The 17,138-nt window shown below is 66.0% G+C and carries 9 protein-coding genes; 5 read left to right on the top strand and 4 right to left on the bottom strand.

All coding sequences use genetic code 11. The features are described from left to right. On the top strand, window positions 1-1,075 hold a 1,075-nt coding region (locus ACTS2Z_RS08585; RefSeq protein ID WP_442572802.1), incomplete at its 5' end, for an alpha/beta hydrolase. A 49-nt stretch (window positions 1,076-1,124) separates the two neighbouring features. Here ACTS2Z_RS08585 and ACTS2Z_RS08580 read toward each other — a convergent pair. The 4 genes from ACTS2Z_RS08580 to ACTS2Z_RS08565 form a co-directional block, all read right to left on the bottom strand. Next, window positions 1,125-2,885: a CHAT domain-containing protein gene (locus tag ACTS2Z_RS08580; protein WP_442572801.1), complete on the bottom strand. Its 1,761-nt coding sequence runs from the start codon at window positions 2,883-2,885 to the stop codon at window positions 1,125-1,127. A gap of 4 nt (window positions 2,886-2,889) precedes the next feature. Next, window positions 2,890-4,875, bottom strand: coding sequence for a tetratricopeptide repeat protein (locus tag ACTS2Z_RS08575; RefSeq protein ID WP_442572800.1), 1,986 nt, complete (start codon window positions 4,873-4,875; stop codon window positions 2,890-2,892). Window positions 4,876-4,879: 4 nt separating this feature from the next. Continuing rightward, window positions 4,880-7,213, bottom strand: coding sequence for a caspase family protein (locus ACTS2Z_RS08570; protein ID WP_442572799.1), 2,334 nt, complete (start codon window positions 7,211-7,213; stop codon window positions 4,880-4,882). A gap of 216 nt (window positions 7,214-7,429) precedes the next feature. Then, on the bottom strand, window positions 7,430-8,113 hold the full coding sequence (locus ACTS2Z_RS08565; RefSeq protein WP_442572798.1) for a hypothetical protein: 684 nt from the start codon (window positions 8,111-8,113) through the stop codon (window positions 7,430-7,432). Window positions 8,114-8,380: 267 nt separating this feature from the next. Between ACTS2Z_RS08565 and ACTS2Z_RS08560 the strand changes: the two genes are divergently transcribed. The 4 genes from ACTS2Z_RS08560 to pbpC all read left to right on the top strand — a co-directional run. After that, entirely contained in the window at window positions 8,381-9,850 is a 1,470-nt protein-coding gene (locus ACTS2Z_RS08560; RefSeq protein ID WP_442572797.1) for a trypsin-like peptidase domain-containing protein, read from the top strand. A 37-nt stretch (window positions 9,851-9,887) separates the two neighbouring features. Continuing rightward, on the top strand, window positions 9,888-10,589 hold the full coding sequence (locus ACTS2Z_RS08555) for a response regulator transcription factor (protein ID WP_442572796.1): 702 nt from the start codon (window positions 9,888-9,890) through the stop codon (window positions 10,587-10,589). A gap of 119 nt (window positions 10,590-10,708) precedes the next feature. Further along, on the top strand, window positions 10,709-15,610 hold the full coding sequence (locus ACTS2Z_RS08550) for an alpha-2-macroglobulin family protein (protein WP_442572795.1): 4,902 nt from the start codon (window positions 10,709-10,711) through the stop codon (window positions 15,608-15,610). A gap of 14 nt (window positions 15,611-15,624) precedes the next feature. Then, a partial coding sequence (gene pbpC / locus ACTS2Z_RS08545) for a penicillin-binding protein 1C (protein WP_442572794.1) occupies window positions 15,625-17,138 on the top strand: 1,514 nt, incomplete at its 3' end.

The following is a 17,138-nucleotide window of genomic DNA, read 5'->3' as shown; positions in this document are numbered from 1 at the left end:
TCTGGGTGTCGTGACGGTGTCCGTGCCGCGCAACAGGGAAGTGGGCAGCATTCCGCGCCGCGACGAGTATCCGGGCGATCTTGATGCCTATCGCAGCGAGTATTTCATTCTGGAGCGCGTTGAGCCTTTCGCTGACGACTACGCTTTCACCACCGCGCTGGGTGAGGCCATGGACGGGTCAGAGCGGCGCGAGCTTCTGGTGTTCATTCACGGGTTCAATTCCGACTTTCGCGGCGCGGCCGAGCGCGCAGCCCAGCTTGCCGTCGATCTGGAAATCGATGGTGTGCCTGCCCTCTATTCGTGGCCTTCAAGGGCGTCGCTGCTCGGCTACTTCGCCGATGGGCGCGAGGTGAACGAGGCCAATATCAGCGATCTGGTGGACTATCTCTACCTGCTGATGAACGGCGCCAATGCGCAGCGTATCCATATCGTTGCCCATTCGATGGGCAACCGCTTCCTTGCGCGAGCGCTGGAACGCCTCGCCGAGACCTACCCCAATCCGCCCGAGCCGCTCTTTGACCAGGTGGTCTGGGCATCGCCGGATGTCGATGCAGACGAGTTCATGGAGCTTCTTCCCCGGCTGGACCATCTGGCATCGGGCATGACGCTTTATGCCTCCAGCCGCGACCGGGCGCTGCTTCTGTCGCGCCGTATCAATGGTGGCAATCCGCGCGCCGGGGATGCGAGCCCGCCCTATCCGGTGGTGGTTGAAGGCCTGAGCACGGTCGATACGACAGCTGCCGGCGGCCAGGGTCTCGGCCATTCCGATTATGCAGGTCCCGCCATGGATGATTTCCGGGCGCTGATCTGGCTGTCGCTAAGCCCCGAAGAGCGCTGCATCCTGCAGACGAGCAACGGCCAGTTCGGCCAGTTCTATTCGGTGGACCCGGAAACGGGCGGCAATTGCGAGCCGGAAGTCTTCAAGTACTCGATAACGGCCCTGCGCCGTGGCGGGGAGAACGCCGATGCGCTGGAAATGCTGCAGAGCGCTGCCGCAGCACCCGGCGCGGCTATCGCGGGGCGGCTGGAAGATGTCCGCCAGCTCATCGTCCGGCTTACGGCAGGAGAGGGATAGGCGGCCGGTTGGCCGACTATTGCCCTTTCCCAATCCTATTCTGCGGGGCCTATTCCGCCGGGCGGTTCTGACCGACAAGGACGAACGGTGCCCACATGGCAGGGTGGGCGAATTGTGGATCATCCATCATCGACAGCATGGACTGGCGCAGGGCCTCGGCCCGGCCAGCTTGCGGGTTGGCGTTCATCGCCGAGAGTGTGCCGGTCGTGATGCGCCGGGCTGCGGCGTCATCCACCACCCAGTGTGACACCAGAAGCGCGCGCGCCCCTGCATAGAAGAAGGCGCTGGCAAGGCCCGACAGGCTCTCTGCGCCAGCCCCTCCGGGCGCCGCAGTGTTGCAGGCCGACAGGATCACCCAGTCCGCATCCAGTGTCAGGTCGCGGGCAATCTCCGAGGCGGTGAGGAGTCCATCATCACCATCGCTTGCCTGCGCAGGCGGCGTCAGCACGAGCGCAGGCTCGGTCAGACCCGGCAGCTCATCCGCGATCAGCCCGTGCGTGGCAAAGGCGATAACCTGACGGTCGGCGAGGTTCGCGCCGGAGCGCAGATTGGCCTCGGTTGCATTGTCGCCGACCAGTAGGTCGCGCTGCGCGGTTGCCCCGAAGGCTTCGGCCAGCGCCACCAGTTCAGGCCGCGTATTGGGAAGGGCGCTCAGGGCGCGCACCGCCTCCACGTCCGCGAGGAAGACACCGCCACTCTCCGCGCTGGCATTGAACACGCCGCGTGTCGCGCCACCGCGATTGCCGCCGCCGCTTGCCGGTGCGCGTTCGCACCCGGCGCCCGCCCGCGAACCGATGCAAGGATCGCCGACGCCCAGGAAGGGGTCGGTGGCGCGGCTGGCACCAAAGCGGTTTAGCGAGCGGAGCGAGGCGGGCGAGGGAAGGACCGTCATGGCATAGCGACGGCCGAGCCAGGCGGTCGAACGCAAGGCATCTGTGTCGGTGTCCGCGCCGCTGGGCGCCTCGGTGACGAGCAGTGCAAGCGGAAGGCTCGAAAGTGCGCCGGAGGGGATGGCATAGACATGCGCCTTGCCATCGAGACGCGCTTCAACCGGCGCCAGTATCTGCTGGTAGAGCCGGTAGGCGGCCTGGCGGTCGAAAACGGGCAGATCAGGGGCGGCGGCGCTCGCCTGAACCGCAACCGCGTTCCAGGGCCCGCGCCCGTGATTGAGGTCGACGCCCTGGCGGAGCAGGTGCACCGCTTCGCGCAATTCTCCGGCGGTGATCTCGACACGCGCCCAGTCAATGCCGTCGCGGTCGATCGCAAAGACAAAGGTCGAGCGGTCGCTGGCGAGGATAAGGACAAGGGCCTCGTCATCGCGCAGGAGGGCTTGCGTGGCCTCAACGGACAAGGGTTGCGGGCTGGTCAGCTCGCCATATTCGGGAAACTCGGCGGAAAGGGCCGCATCGACTTCGCCAAGGCGGGAAGAGGCAGCATCAAGGGCGGTTTGTGCCGCCCGCGTGGCTTCCTCACGCGTTGCAGCGTCGGAGATCGCCAGTGCCTCGTAGAGCCGGCGCTCAGCGGCCGAGCGCTGCTCGGTCAGACGGCGGCGTTCGGCAACCAGGAGGCCCAGCGCATCATCGCTGGAGGCAAAGCGCGCGCCAACCTGCGAGAGTGCTCGCGCGGCAGAAGTCTGGATCGCCCACTGGGCGGCCCAATACCCTTCGGCGCGCAGGCACTCATAGCTCATATCCCCCTCCGGGCAGGCTGTTGAGCCTTGCGCCGCGGCCTGGCCGGCAAGGGCGCTCCCCGCCAGACAGGTGGAGGCCAGAAGAATGCGCGAAAGGGTCTTGAGACGGCGCGAGAGCATCAGATTACTCCTCGTGATGGGCAGCGGCCCAGGCCGCTTCGGTATGAAGCTGGAACATGTCGGCGCGGCGAACGATCAGGGCAGAAGCCCGAGACTGGTCGGACGTGGAACGACCGGCTTCCAGAGCGGAAGCGACAATGGAGCCGGAGGCTGTGCGATAGAGCCCGAGCGCTTCATCCGCCCGGTTCATATGGCGAAGGTAGAGCCAGGCAAGGTTGGCACGCGCGACAAGCAGGGCGGTATGCGTTTCGGGAACCTGCCCGTCGAGGCCATCAAGACCGCCGCGCATCAGGCGCTCAGCGCCTTCATAGTCGCCTGCAAGGCCAAGGGTGGTGCCGGCATTGGCAAAGGCGCGCACGGCCTCGGGGTGGCTTTCGCCAAGCACCTCGCGATAGAGCTGAAGGGCACGCATCTGAAGATTGGCTGCTTCGTCCAGCCGCCCCTGAACGCGCACGCACCCGGCAAGGTTTTCAAGGCTCATCGCCAGTGAAAGCGGCTCGCCTGTCTCCTCGGCGTGGGCCAGCGAGGACCGGTAGAGCGCCTCGGCCTCGTCCAGCCGGCCGAGCATGCGCAGCGTGCCGGCCAGATTGTTCTCGATGGCCGCCACCGAGTGCGCGCGTACGCCCTCGTCCAGTCGCGCAGCCTCTCCCAGCGCCCGCCTTTGCAGGCGTTCCGCCTCTTCGAAGGCTGCCTGATCGAACATGGCAGAGGCAAGATAGCCCATCGCGAGGATAGACTGTGATGTGCCGGTTCCAAAGACGGCCTCAGTGTCGGCCAGAGCCTGGCGCAGGATCGGCTCTGCCTCGGCGGCACGCCCGGCCATCTGCAAGGCGCGGCCATAACGCTGGCGCAGGAGGGCGATATGGCGCGGATCTGAAACGCTCGCCCCTTCGAGCGCCTGCAGGGCGCGGTGCTGGAAGCTGATGGCGTCCTCATACCGGCCAAGATCAAGATAGGCCTGTCCGAGACCGCTGACGGTATCGGCGCTCTGCGCCGCACCGTCCCCGTAGGCAGCCTGTTCGATCTCCAGTGCCCGCTGCAATATCGGCAAGGCATCGGCAGGCTGACCCAGTGCCAGATAGGCGCTGGCAAGATTGCCCATCGCCGCAGCCGTGTTGGGATGGTCGGCGCCAAAGGTATCGCGCATGCGCTCCATGGCCGACTGGTAGCCGGCAAGTGCGGCCTGTTCATCGCCCTGGCGGCGCCGGACGGCGGTCAGATTATTGTCGACAACGGCGAGATAGCGATGCGAAGGCGAAAGCGCCTCGAAAATGGTCCGGGCGCGATCGAGCGCATTTTCCGCCTCCGCGAGCCGGTCAGTCTGTGTGTAGACTTCGCCAAGATTGACCCAGGCCACGCCCGCACCCTCACTCGCGCCTGAACCGGCGGCTTCATGGGCGGCGAGCACGTCGAGGAAGCCCGCCTCGGCGCGCGCAAAATCACCAGACTGGTAGGCCGTGACGGCGGTATTGTTCAGCGCGTCGAGCGCATTGCCGCTGCCACCGCCTGAAGGGGCAGGGCCAGCCTGCTGGCGGGGCGCTGCTTGCGAGCCTGCAGGCGCGCCGGGGTTCTGACGGCCCTGTGCCATTTCAATGGCGCGCTGTATGCCCGGACGGCGGGCATTTTGCGGATCGAGGGCGGCCAGTATCTCGTCGGCAATCTGCAGCACTTCCAGCGCCTCGGCGAACCGGCCCTGACCGAGCATGGCCATGCCCATATTGGCACCTGCCAGCGCCGATTGGGGGTGCTCCAGCCCGAGATGGCGGTGATATATCAGGAAGGCGGCCTCGAATTCGCGCGTCGCGGTGCGGTAATCGCCTTGCCTGAAAGCGGCTTCGGCGGCGGCGTTATGGCGCTGGACGGCGGCAATGTCCTGGGGCGGGATACCTGCCTGCTGCGTGCTGCCCATTTCGTTGGCATGCGCTGGCACCGCCAAGGGCGAAGCCAGTGCAAGTGCGACGAGCGTGCCTGCGAGCAAGGCGGGCTTCATGCCGCTATCCCTCGCTTTCACCCGGCGGGACAAGCCGCCACTGGAAGAGGATCGAGCCTGCCTGCGTATCGAGAGCAGGCCGTGCACGGGCGCTGCGCGTCGTGGAACCGCCAAAAGCGGCCATGGTCATGAGTTGGCCCAGCGGCGAGCGTTCGGCGTCGCTGGCCGTTTCACCGGCTGACCGGGACAGGCTGGTCTGGGTGAGGAAACCGAAATCCATCGGCAGGGCCGCACCCTCTTCACGCTCAATCGCCAGCAGGACGAGACGTTCAAGACCGGCGCTTGCCGGGTAGCCGGTCGTCCAGTCAAACGTGCGCAGGCCTGCCCAGACAATCCGGGGCTGCTCGCCGGGCTCGATACGGGTGCTGGCATTAGTGCCGAGGAAGGGCAGGCGGTGAATGCCGGCCTGGCTGTCGATATAGAGCGGCGTCACATCGATCGGGCGATCGCCCGTATTGGTGAGACGGACATAGACAATGTCGCAATGGCTTAGCTCGAGGGCGTTGAGCTCGCTGGTCCCCAGCTCCTCCAGCGAGACCGCTTCTGCCGGAATCTGCGTCGGGTCCGGCAGGGAGCAGGCCCAGTCATCGGCCGCGCGTGCGTCCGGGCCGAGGCGCGGCGGTGTTGCGCGCCAGACAAAGGTTTCAAAGGTCAGGTTTTCCAGCCCGTTAGACCCTTGAAAGGCGCTGGACGCGTTCAGAATGTTGCGCACGCGGGCGAGCTTTTGCAGCTCGCCTTCGATCTGGCTCATCAGCGCATCAATGGTCGCGGTGTCATCGATGGCGATGCGCGCGGAACGATCGCGCCCGGTCGGCACGATGTCGGCTTCGCTGCGCAGGAACCAGACTGCATTGTCATGGACGCGGATGCGGACATCGGCCGGTTCGCCGGGTTCGCGGAAATCCAGCGGTGCGATCAGCGTCTCGGGATTGGCCTCGCCAAGGCGGGTCAGGGCATCGGTGGCAAGCTGTTCGCGCGCATTCAGATCGGCCTCTGACGGATCAATGGCCACCGACAGCGACAGGCGCACGCCGGGATCGACCATGCGCGCGGTCATGAAGGCGGTGCGTCCCGGCAGGGCGCGGGCTGCTTCATTGCCTTCGAAGGCGGTGAGGACGGCGCGTGTCGCCGTCTGCCCGACCTCAACCGCTTCCACATAATAGGGCCCGGGGAAGGAAGGGTGGGGCCCTTGAGTGTCTGGATCGCGCACGATGATTTCAAATACGGCGCCTTCGCCGACGCCTTCGAGATAGCCAGCCTCGATCTCGGTGGTTTCGCGGGCGAGGAAGCGGGCGTGCCATTGCGGGGAGCGCAAGGCACCGCCCTGGCCGAGAAGCGTGCGGTCAAGATCGCCCTCGAAGAGCGGGGCGGGCGCGCGGCTGCCCCAGTCATTATAGCCGGAGAGGACGCGGTAGGCGAGGTCGCGATAGCTGCCGACACCGCCTGCCAGAAGGCCATTGGCGATATGGAAGGTCATAACGCCGAAATTGTCGCGGGTCTCTGCCGCGCCCACTTTCGGCATCAGTCCCTCAAGGGCGAGCTGGCCGGAGTGGGCAGCGTAAAAGGCTACAAAGCCGCCTTCGCCCAGCGAGAGTGCGCTTTCCGGGCGGACAGACGGCGTGCCTGACCGCGTCGCCTGTGCGCGCTGTTCAGCGGCAATGCGGGCTTCGGCGGGAATGCCCAGAAGGTCTTCGGTGACAGCGCGGGTGCGGAACTCTCCGCCCGGGCCTGCACTGCGGTTGGCACCGCCTGAATGGCAGGTATCAACGACCAGCCAGACAAACACGTTGCGGGCGCGCAAGTCCTCCAGGAAGGTGCCGATCTCGTCATCGATGAGCGCGTTCTGGACGCCTGCCTGACGGTCGCCCTGAGCGCCTTCCCAATGGCCGATATCGAGCGGCAGGAAGATTTCGTCAAACCCGTTGGCTTCGCGCTCTGCGGCGTCCTCGGGCTGGGGCTGGCGCGAGCCGTGGCCGGAGAAGTAGATCAGCACCTCGTCGCCGGGATTTGCGCGTTCCAGCATGGCACTGAAGGCAGCAAGGATTTCGGCCCGCGTCGGATCGCCATGGGCGGCAAAATCGATACCGGTCTGGTCGAGACCATCGGCCAGCACCAGCATGTTCGTGTCCGGCACGTCGTAGGCGCGCAGGGCCCGGATCATGAGGGCGACATCATTGCGCGGGCCGAGCAGTTCCACGCCCGGTCCGATGCGCGCCTCGTCATAACCCGATGCGCCGATCAGGAGTGCGTGGCGCTGCGGTTCGTCGGCATTGGCGAGGGCACCAAGGACGCTAGTAACCGCAATGCCTGCAAGGACAAGATGGCGAAGAGGGTTCATGGCTGACTCTTGAGATATTGCCGGACAGTTCGAGAAGCAGGCTAGCGCGGCCTCAGGCCCGGCGGCGAGTGCCTGATTTCTGACAAAGCCGGACAGCCCGCCGCCTGACCTTACGAAGCATTTTCCTCGAAACGAAAGATGGCAGGCGGGCGAGGCCCGTCCTGCCATCCATGCGGTCAGGTCTCCGGCGGGAGCTACCCGGAAACCCGGACCCTGCTAGTTGGTCACGATGTTATAGCTGACGCCCACATTGCCCAGATTGCGAACCTGGACGCGGAAGGTGCCCGTCCAGCGCGGCGTCCAGAAGCAGGACATCCGGTCGGAATAGTCGATGTGGCGGCAGATCAGATTGCCGTTCTGGTCGTAGACATACATGTCCAGATCGGTGCGGCCCGGACCGCTGGCCCAGATCGCGGCGCGCTCGCCGCCACGGAAGGTGACGTTGTAGCTGGTCGTGCTGCGTGCACCGACCCAGCCGGTGTCACGGCCCGGCCCGCCAACGCGGCCACGGCTTGCATCGGCTTCGACTTCCTCGATCAGGGAGGCGAGCGCCTCGTCGCCGCGGGCCAGCACGCGGGCTTCGTCGAGCATGTCCTCGGCAGAGGCGAACTCGATCTCGGCGTCCTCGGGCTCGCCGCCCTGTTCGTCGACTTCATATTCGCGGTCCTCCACCTCGACACCCTGGCGGATGCGGGCAGCGACGATCAGGGCCAGCGGATCACGGGCATCGACGCCATAGGCGTAGAGGTCCTGGGACATGGCCAGAAGCTCGACACCGGTGCGCTCGTCGCTGCGCTGGTCTTCGGCGAAGTTGGTGCCGGTTTCGTCCGTTTCCTGTGCAATGACAGAACCGGTAAGGGCGATAGCTGCAGTTGCAGCAAGCAAAGATGCGATTTTCATTTCCTTGTTCTCCTGAACAGACGTTTTCCTGCTTCCGCCAACAGGTATACAGCGCTGAAATTCACGTTTGTTCAGCACTGGCCTGTTGCCTGACCCTAGCCGTAGCCGAGTGCAGACCGCAGGAAAAGCGGGATTCCAAGACTGTCCGGTATTGTCAGGAACGGTGGGCTCAGCCCCGCCTTTTCCCTTCCTGACAGGGCTTGTCAGTATCGGTCGTGCAAGCGCCTCCGTTAGGTTTCCGCCTGAAACCCGAGGGGAGTTTTCTCAATGCAGGACAACAGTGTGCGCCTGATTATTGCCGCAGCTGCAGTAGCTGGTCTGCTGGCAATAGCGCAACTGACGGACAGGACCGGTCCTGCAGCGCGAGACCATGAGGCTTCTGCTGCTTCGATAACCGACACCCGCGTCCTGCCGGTTGCCGAACGGGCCACGCGTTCGGTCGTCACCATCTATGCCGAGCGTGCCGTCAGCCAGCCTGTCATGATCATGGGCGACATGGCCGGACGCGCTGCCGGTGACGGGGTTGCGCCAAACAGTGTCCAGCCGCGCGAAGGCTGGTCCTGGCGTTCAGGATCAGGGTTTGCCGTGGCGCCGGGCGGGTATGTCCTTACCAATAACCACGTCATCTCGGAGGCGCGGCGCATCGAGGCGCGGCTTGGTAACGGCCGCCGGGTACCGGCCGAGCTGATCGGCACCGATCCGCTGACCGATCTGGCCTTGCTGCGCATCGGGGCTGAGCTGGAACCGCTGGAATGGGGCGATGACAGTGCGCTGAGGGTCGGTGCGCCGGTTCTGGCCATCGGCTCGCCGCTCGATTTCCACCTGTCGGTCAGTTCCGGCGTGATCGGGGGATTTGCCCGCGCCTATGACGGCGCGGACCCGGTTGGCTATATCCAGCACGATGCCGCGCTTAATCCCGGCAATTCCGGCGGGCCATTGATCGATGCGGAAGGCCGGGTCGTCGGCGTGAACACGGCCATCCCGCAGGAAGCCTTCTTCAATGTCGGCATTTCGCTCGCCATCCCGTCCGGGATTGCCCGTCAGGTTGCCGAGGCGCTGATGGAGCGCGGGCAGGTTGACCGGGGGTATCTCGGTGTAACCGTGCGTGCTTTGCACGGGCCGCTCGCGAGTGCGATGGGCCGCGAGAGCGGTGAGGGGGTCCTGATCGAAACCGTCGATCCGCACTCGCCAGCCAGCGACGCAGGCGTCAGGGCGGGACAGACCTTGCTGGCGATCAACGGGATAGAGCTGTCCACGCCGCGCGATCTCGCGCGTGCGCTACTTGTGATGCGCGAAGGCGAAACGGCAGGGCTGAGCCTGCATGACGGGCAGGCGCGTTTCCGTGTCGAGGCCGTGCTTGTGCGGCGGCCTGATGCGGGCCAGCGCTTCGTGCCCAGAGATCTCGGCTATGAGCCTTCGGCGCGCCGGGGTTTCGGTATCCAGTTTGCGCAAGATGCGCAGGAGGGCGTTGTGATCAGCTCGGTCGCGGCGGACAGCCCCGCCGCACTGGCGGGCTTGCGGGACGGAGACCAGGTTCTCGCCATCGGCGCCCATGATCTCACCGATCCGCGTGAGGCGCAGGCCCGCCTGATGCTCGCGCAGCGTGAAGTGGCCTTGCGGGTCTTGCGCAGCGGCGACAGCGCGCCGCGATATATTGCCTTGACGCTGGATGCCGGAACATCGGCCCATGCGCCGGATCATGCCGCCTTTGCCGATGCGTCGGGCGGGCCGTTCTGATGACGGGCAGGGCATTTAGGACCAGAAAGGCAGGACGATGCACATTCTGATGGTCGAAGACGAGGATGTCTGGGCCGAGAAGGCCCGCGAAGCGGTTTCAGCCCAGCCCGGCTGGTCGCTGGAGCGTGTGGCCAGTGGCGGCGAAGCGGTTGTGCGCGCGGCCGCCACCGCCATCGATGTGCTGGTCGTCGACCGCATGATTGAGACAGACGGCACGGACGGGCTCGTTCTTCTGGCCCGCTTGCGTGAGATGGGGGTGACGGCGCCTGCGCTGGTGCTTTCCAGCCTCGGTCAGGCGCACCAGAAAGTGGAAGGGCTGGAAGCCGGAGCCGATGACTATCTGTCCAAGCCGTTTGATGCTGCAGAGCTGCGGGCGAGGCTGAAGGCACTGGCTCGCAGGGCCGGGTTTGCCGCGAACCCGGAAGTGATCGTTCTGGCCGGGCTGGAGGTTCGGGTGAAGGCGCGCACCGCGCACTGGAAGGGTGCCCATATCCCGCTCTCTCCTCAGGAATTCAACATATTGAAGCTGCTGGCAGAGAATGCCGGTCAGCCGGTCAGCCGCGACCGGTTGTGGTCCGAGGTCTGGACCGATTTTCCAAACCTGCCGCCGCAGATCAACGTCATCGATGTAGCGGTCGCGCGCCTGCGCCGGTCGATTCGTTCGGTAGTCGGTGAAGACCTGATCGAGACACAGCGCCTGAAGGGCTATGTCTTGCCCGCCGAACCCGGCCCGGCCTAGTCATTCCGGCGCCTGTCCGACCCCAAAGAATTTTCTGAAAAGACAAGACAGGGGGTGGATTTGGCGATTGGCCGTGCCACAGTGCGCGGGCTGTAGGCGGTGTTCAGGGAGGACGGGTGATGGCGCTTTTTTCCAATGGCCGGCGGACGCATTCAGGCTTGCCCTGGCGAACCCCTCTCACTCTGGCGGCGCTTGCTGCGGCTCTCGTGGTCAGTGCCTGCTCGCCTGAGCCGCAGACACAGTCCGAGGGTACCGGCGCCAGTTTTGAGCCGCGTGCCGCAGATGCGCCGCGCGCCACAGCTGAAGTCTCCAGTCGTTTCGAGTATCTGCGCTATGCCGCCGATATCGAGGGCGATGCGCCGCGGCTGTGCCTGACCTTTTCCGGTCCTCTGGACCCGACCGTCGACTACAGCGCCTATGTCGAGATTGACGAGCCTGTTGCCCTCAATGTCGATGGCCAGCGCTTGTGCATCGGGGGCTTGAGCTTTGGCCAGACGCGCACGCTCACTCTGCGCGAGGGCCTGCCGTCTGCCGATGGCCGCCGTCTCGAAACCGAAGAGACCGATACGCTGAGTTTTGCCGCCCGTCCGGCCTATGTCGGCTTTGCCGGGACTGGCGTCATCCTGCCACGTGTCGACGCCGATGGTGTGGCTATCGAGACCGTCAATGTGGATGCGGTGCGTGTGACGGTGACGCGGGTTACCGACCGTGCGCTTGCCTTCCGTCAGATCACATCGGGCTTCAATGCGGCATCGGGCGACTGGTACTGGATGGATTCCGAGGAACGCCCCGGCGAGGCAGGTGCCCCGGTCTGGGAAGGCGAGATGGATACGCCTGGCGAGGCCAACGCACTTACCACAACGGTCTTCCCGCTGGCCGAAACAATCGGGACACTTCGCCCGGGGGCCTATTTCCTGCGCGCTGAAAACCTCGCCGAGATCGAGACAGACCGCTACGGCGAATATGCCCGCGCGGCGCGCTGGCTGATCGTGACAGACCTTGCCTTCACCGCCTATCGCGGCAGTGACGGTCTCGATGCGGTCGTGCGCTCGCTGCAAAGCGCGCAGCCTCAGGCGGGCGTCGAGGTGCAGCTGATCGCCCGTTCCAACGAGGTGCTGGCCACGGTGCGCAGCGATGCGCAAGGCCGGGTGCGGTTCGATGAGGCGCTGGTTTCCGGGCGGGAAGGCAATGCGCCGCGCCTTCTTCTGGCTTACGGGCCGGAGGGCGACTTTGCCGTGCTGGACCTGAACCGAGCGCCGGTCGATCTGTCCGCCCAGCCAGTGGACGGGCGGGACCGGGCCGAGGGTGCCGACGGTTTCATCTGGCTTGATCGCGGCATCTACCGTCCGGGCGAGACCATTCACGCCTCGGCCATGGTGCGCGACGGCGAGGGGCGCGCGCTGAGCGACCGTCCCGGCACGATCACGCTCTATGCGCCCAACGGCCTTGCGCATGAGGAAGCGCGCTTCGAACGGGCCGCACAGGCCGGCGCTGTCTTCCACGATTTTGATCTGCCCCGCGAAGCTGCACGCGGACGCTGGCGCATTGCTGTCACGCTCGATGGCAGTGGTGAGGTGGCGAGCCAGTCCCTGTCGGTTGAAGACTTTGTACCGCAGCGCGTTGCATTGACGCTGACGGCTGATACCGAAACCCCGATCGGTGCGCGCGGCACGCGCAGCATCGAGACCTTTACCCGCTTCCTGTACGGGGCGCCGGGTGCAGGCCTGCAATTGCGCGGCACCGCCCGCATCCAGCCTGATCCGTCGCCTTTCCCCGAGTTTGAGGGCTACCGGTTCGGCCTGCATGACGAGCGCTTCGCCGAGGAGGTCATCGATCTGCCCGAGACGCTCACCGATGGTCAGGGCAATGCGGTGATCGCGGTTTCGCCGGGCGAAGCGGGCCTGGAGTCCAGCCTGCCCTTGCGGGCACGCGCGGTGATCACGGTTGAAGAACCCGGAGGGCGCGCCGTCAGCGATGATGTGCGCATTCCCTATCGTCCGCGCGAAACCTATGTGGGCATCCGCATGGATGCAGGCGAGGACAGCGTGCGTCAGGGGCAGGCTGCAAACCTGTCGCTCATTGCGCTGGGCGCCGATGGGGCGCCGCTGCCTCTGGAGGCTGACTGGCGCCTCATCCGCACCGACTGGCAGTATGACTGGTACCGCACCGATAGCGGGGAGTGGCGCTGGCGCCGTTCGCAGCGCGTGGTGCCGATCGAGTCTGGCCGGGTCCGCCTTGACGGGGAAAGCCCGGCAAGCGTCGAAACGCCGTCGCTCGACTGGGGCGATTACACCCTCATCGTTTCGGCAGGCGGGCAGGATCTGGCGAGCTTTGGTTTCTGGTCCGGCTATGGTGGCCGCCCGGAAGACGGAGAGGCCGCGCCTGACCGGGTGCGCCTGTCTGGCCCTGCCGACGCGCCGGAGACCGGTGATACGGCAATAGTGTCGATTTTCGCCCCCTATGCCGGACAGGCCGAGCTGGTCGTTGCGACAGACCGGGTGATCCTGGCGCGCACGCTGGAAGTCGGGGAAGGCGCAACAGAGGTTGAACTGCCCGTGACCGAAGAATGGGGTGCGGGCGCCTATGTCATGGTTTCGGTGTTTACGCCGCGCGATGCCGTGACCCGTCCCACGCCGCGCCGCGCGGTTGGCGTCCTGCATATTCCGGTCAATGTCGAGGCGCGCACGTTCGAGGTCACGCTGGACGCGCCGGAACGTATCGAACCGCGCCAGACGTTTGAGCTCACGGTGACCGCCAGCGACGGGCCTGCCCGCGAGGAAGCCTGGGTGACCGTGGCCGCCGTGGATGAAGGCATCCTGCTGCTGACCGGCTTTGCCTCACCGGACCCGGAAGCCTGGTTCTTCGGCAAGGCGCGCCTCGGCGTCGATCTGCTGGATGATTATGGCCGCTTGCTGGACCCCAATCAGGGGCCGGCAGCGCCGGTGCGCTCCGGTGGTGATGAAATTGGCGGGGCGGGTCTGTCCGTCGTGCCGACCCGGACGGTAGCGCTCTTCTCCGGGCCGGTCCGCTTTGATCGTCAGGGCCGGGCGCAGGTGAGCCTCGACATTCCCGACTTCAACGGCGAATTGCGCCTGATGGCAGTCGCCTGGTCCGATAGTGGTATCGGCTCGGCGAGCCAGCCGCTGACGGTGCGCGATAATGTGCCAACCGAGCTTGTCCTGCCGCGCTTCCTGGCCCCGGGAGATACTGCCTCTGCCACCCTGACCATGGACAATGTCGACGGGGCAGAGGGCAGCTATGGCGTCACGGTAAGCGCAGAAGGTCCGGTGACGGTTTCGGATGGCAGTTTCGATCAGGTGCTTGATATCGGTCAGCGTATTGACCGCGCCGTCACGATTTCGGCGTCCGATGCCCCGGGAATTGCCGGTCTTTCGATTTCCGTCGAAGGCCCGCAGGGCGATACGATTACGCGCGACTATCCGATCGAGGTGCGCTCGGCCTTCCTGCCGATGACGTCGATCACGCGGCGCACCTTGCGTCCGGGTGAAAGCTGGCAGCCGCCAGCCGATACGCTTGCCGCCTTCGCGCCGGGCAGCACGCTGCGGCTCTCGGTTGCCGCCACGCCCATCGACACGGCGGCGATCTACGACGCCCTGTCCGGCTATCCCTATGGCTGTACCGAGCAGATGGTCAGCCGCGCGCTGCCCTTGCTCTACGCAGAGCAGATGTCTGGTCTTTCGGGCAGGGATGCACCGGCTGATGCCGATGATGTCGTGCGGCGCGCGATTGAATCGGTGCTGGCCCGTCAGAGCGAGGACGGAGCGTTCGGTCTGTGGCGGATCGGCGATGGCCAGGCTTCGCCCTGGCTGGGCGCCTATACCACGGACTTCCTGATGCGGGCCGCCGAGGCAGGTCATAGCGTGCCGCGCGCGGCGCTTACACGGGCGCTTGATGCGCTGGTGCCAGTGGCGCGCGGTGATCTGTGGCAGGCCTATGGCTATGACAGCTCTGCGCCCGATCCGCGCTGGAGCCGCGATACCGCAGAGCGCCTCACCAATCGCAGCTCGGCCTATGCCTCGTTCCTTCTGGCACGGGCTGGACGGGCGGACCGGGCACGGCTGCGCTATCTGCATGACGAGATGCTGGGCCGGATCGAAAGCCCGCTGGCGCGCGCCCATGTCGGTGCGGGCCTTGCGGCGCTGGGCGACCGCGCGCGGGCGGTCAGTGCCTTTGACAGCGCCATCTCGGCGCTGGGCTACCGCAATCCGGGGGACTGGTACCAGACGCCGGTGCGCGATCTTGCCGGTATCACCGCCCTCGTTGCCGAGGCCGGGGTCGAGGACCGGGTGGAGGGTCTGGTCGACCGTCTGGCCCGTGATCTGCCTGAAGCCTCGCGCATGACGACGCAGGAACAGGCCCATGTGCTGATGGCGGCGCGTGCCTTTGCCGGCGACGCGCAGAGCCTGACAGTCGAATGGGCGGGGTCGGCTCTTGAAGGTCAGTCTGTCGTTCTCCAAGCTGGCGAGCTTGCCGAAGGGGCTTCCCTGACCAACCGGGGATCACAGCCGGTCTTCGTGACGGGCTTTGCCCGTGGTGTGCCGTTAGCTGCGCCTGATGCGGTGGCAGAAGGCGTTGATGTGGCCCGTGCATTGACGGACCGGCGCGGGAACCCGGTTGATACCGGAACAATCCGGCGCGGTGACCAGATCATCGTTGCGCTCACAATCACGCCGCAGCAGACGCGCGCCATGCCGCTCATTGTGGCCGATCTCCTGCCCGCAGGCTTCGAGATCGAAGGCATATTGCGTCCTGATGACGCAGGCGAGACCGGTCCGTACGCCTTCCTTGGCGAGCTTGCCTTCACCCAAGTGGCCGAGGCACGTGATGACCGTTTCGTCGCGGCCATCAATACGCAAGGGCGTGATCCGGTGCGCGTCGCCTACATGGTGCGGGCCGTCACGCCGGGTGAGTTCACCCATGCCGGAACGGTTGTCGAAGACATGTACCGGCCCGACGTGTTCGCGCGCTCGGCGCCCGGTGAGGTAATCATCCGTCCGTGACGCAGGTGCGTTTGATGCCCGTCATGATGCGCGCGTCGGGGCTGCTCGTTCCGGTTCTGCTGGCAGGCTTGTTGCTGGCAGGGCTGGACCGGGCCCTGCCGCCGCCGCCTCTGCCGGAGGTTTCGGTGCTCGTGACCGACCGGGAGGGCCGGGCCTTGCGTGCCTTTCCGGTGGAGGATGGCCGCTGGCGCCTGCCGGTTGATCTGGACAGCGTTGACCCGGCTTTCCTCAATGCCCTCATCACTATCGAGGACCAGCGCTTCCACCAGCATCACGGCGTGGACCCGCTGGCTGTCGTCCGCGCGGCGGGCTCGCTGGTTTCAAGTGGCCGCATTGTTTCGGGTGCCTCGACCATCACCATGCAGACGGCCCGGCTTCTGGAGCCGCGTCCGCGCCGGACCTTGCTGGCCAAGTTCATCGAGATGGTGCGCGCCATCCAGCTGGAATGGCGATATTCCAAGGACGAAATCCTTCAGGCCTATCTGACGCTGGCGCCCTATGGCGGCAATCTGGAAGGGGTAAGGGCAGCCAGCTGGGCCTGGTTCGGTCATGAGCCGGATGTACTGACGCCGGACGAGATCGCGCTGCTGGTGGCCTTGCCACAGGCGCCGGAAGCGCGCCGTCCGGATTTGCGCCCCGGCAACGCCGTGGCGGCGCGTGCCCGCCTGCTCGCCCGGATGCAGGCAGAAGGCCTGATTTCGCCTGACCGCGCAGCGGACGCCGCCGAGGAGCCTGCGCCTGAAAGGCGCGCTTTTCCGGCCCTCGCCTGGCATGCGTCCGAGCGTCTTGCCGGAGCCGGCGGTGAGGTGCGCTCCACCCTCGATATTGGTCTGCAGACAGAGATCGAAGCACTGATTGAACGTCTCGCGGACAATGCCGGAGAGAGGGTTCAGGCGTCCGCTCTGATCGTGTCGCTCGACGGGCGCGAAGTGCGTGCGGCGGTCGGATCGGCAGGGCGGGACCGGCCTGGCGGCTGGATCGATCTGACGCGGCGTGCGCGGTCTCCCGGATCGGTGCTCAAGCCCTTCATCTACGGCCTCGCCTTTGAGGACGGGCTGGCAGGGCCCGGCACCCGTATTGCAGATTTGCCGCGCCGGTTTGCGGACTACAATCCGGAGAATTTCGACCGTACCTTCCGCGGTGATGTCACCATTGCCGAAGCGTTGCAGCATTCGCTCAACGTCCCGGCCGTGCAGATACTCGATGCGGTTGGCGCCAACCGCTTTCTTGCGGCAATCAGCTTTGCCGGCGGCCGGGCCATCCTGCCGCGCTCGCAGGAGGGCGATGCCGGTCTGGCGATTGCGCTTGGCGGGCTCGGCATCACGGCAGAGGAAATCGCCATCATGTTTGCGGCGCTGGGCGATGGTGGCGCCGCCTTGCCGCTTGCCTGGACACCTGAGGCGGCAGAGCTCAACCGTGGTGTGGCGGGCTATCCGCTTCTGAGCGCCGGCGCGGCCCAGGCCCTTGTCGAGGTCATGCAGCGTTCACCTGCGCCGCCCGGGCGCATGCCGGCCCGGCTGACGGCAGG

Source organism: Glycocaulis sp. (assembly GCF_052168375.1).
Classification (GTDB): domain Bacteria; phylum Pseudomonadota; class Alphaproteobacteria; order Caulobacterales; family Maricaulaceae; genus Glycocaulis.
Note: the sequence above shows the minus strand (reverse complement) of the source record. Positions and strands in the feature narration are given on the sequence as shown.

Bases quoted from the DNA above. Each gene is read 5' to 3' on its own strand.
- ACTS2Z_RS08580 (WP_442572801.1), bottom strand. From the start codon at position 2,885: ATGCTCTCGCGCCGTCTCAAGACCCTTTCGCGCATTCTTCTGGCCTCC.
- ACTS2Z_RS08575 (WP_442572800.1), bottom strand. From the start codon at position 4,875: ATGAAGCCCGCCTTGCTCGCAGGCACGCTCGTCGCACTTGCACTGGCT.
- ACTS2Z_RS08570 (WP_442572799.1), bottom strand. From the start codon at position 7,213: ATGAACCCTCTTCGCCATCTTGTCCTTGCAGGCATTGCGGTTACTAGC.
- ACTS2Z_RS08565 (WP_442572798.1), bottom strand. From the start codon at position 8,113: ATGAAAATCGCATCTTTGCTTGCTGCAACTGCAGCTATCGCCCTTACC.
- ACTS2Z_RS08560 (WP_442572797.1), top strand. From the start codon at position 8,381: ATGCAGGACAACAGTGTGCGCCTGATTATTGCCGCAGCTGCAGTAGCT.
- ACTS2Z_RS08555 (WP_442572796.1), top strand. From the start codon at position 9,888: ATGCACATTCTGATGGTCGAAGACGAGGATGTCTGGGCCGAGAAGGCC.
- ACTS2Z_RS08550 (WP_442572795.1), top strand. From the start codon at position 10,709: ATGGCGCTTTTTTCCAATGGCCGGCGGACGCATTCAGGCTTGCCCTGG.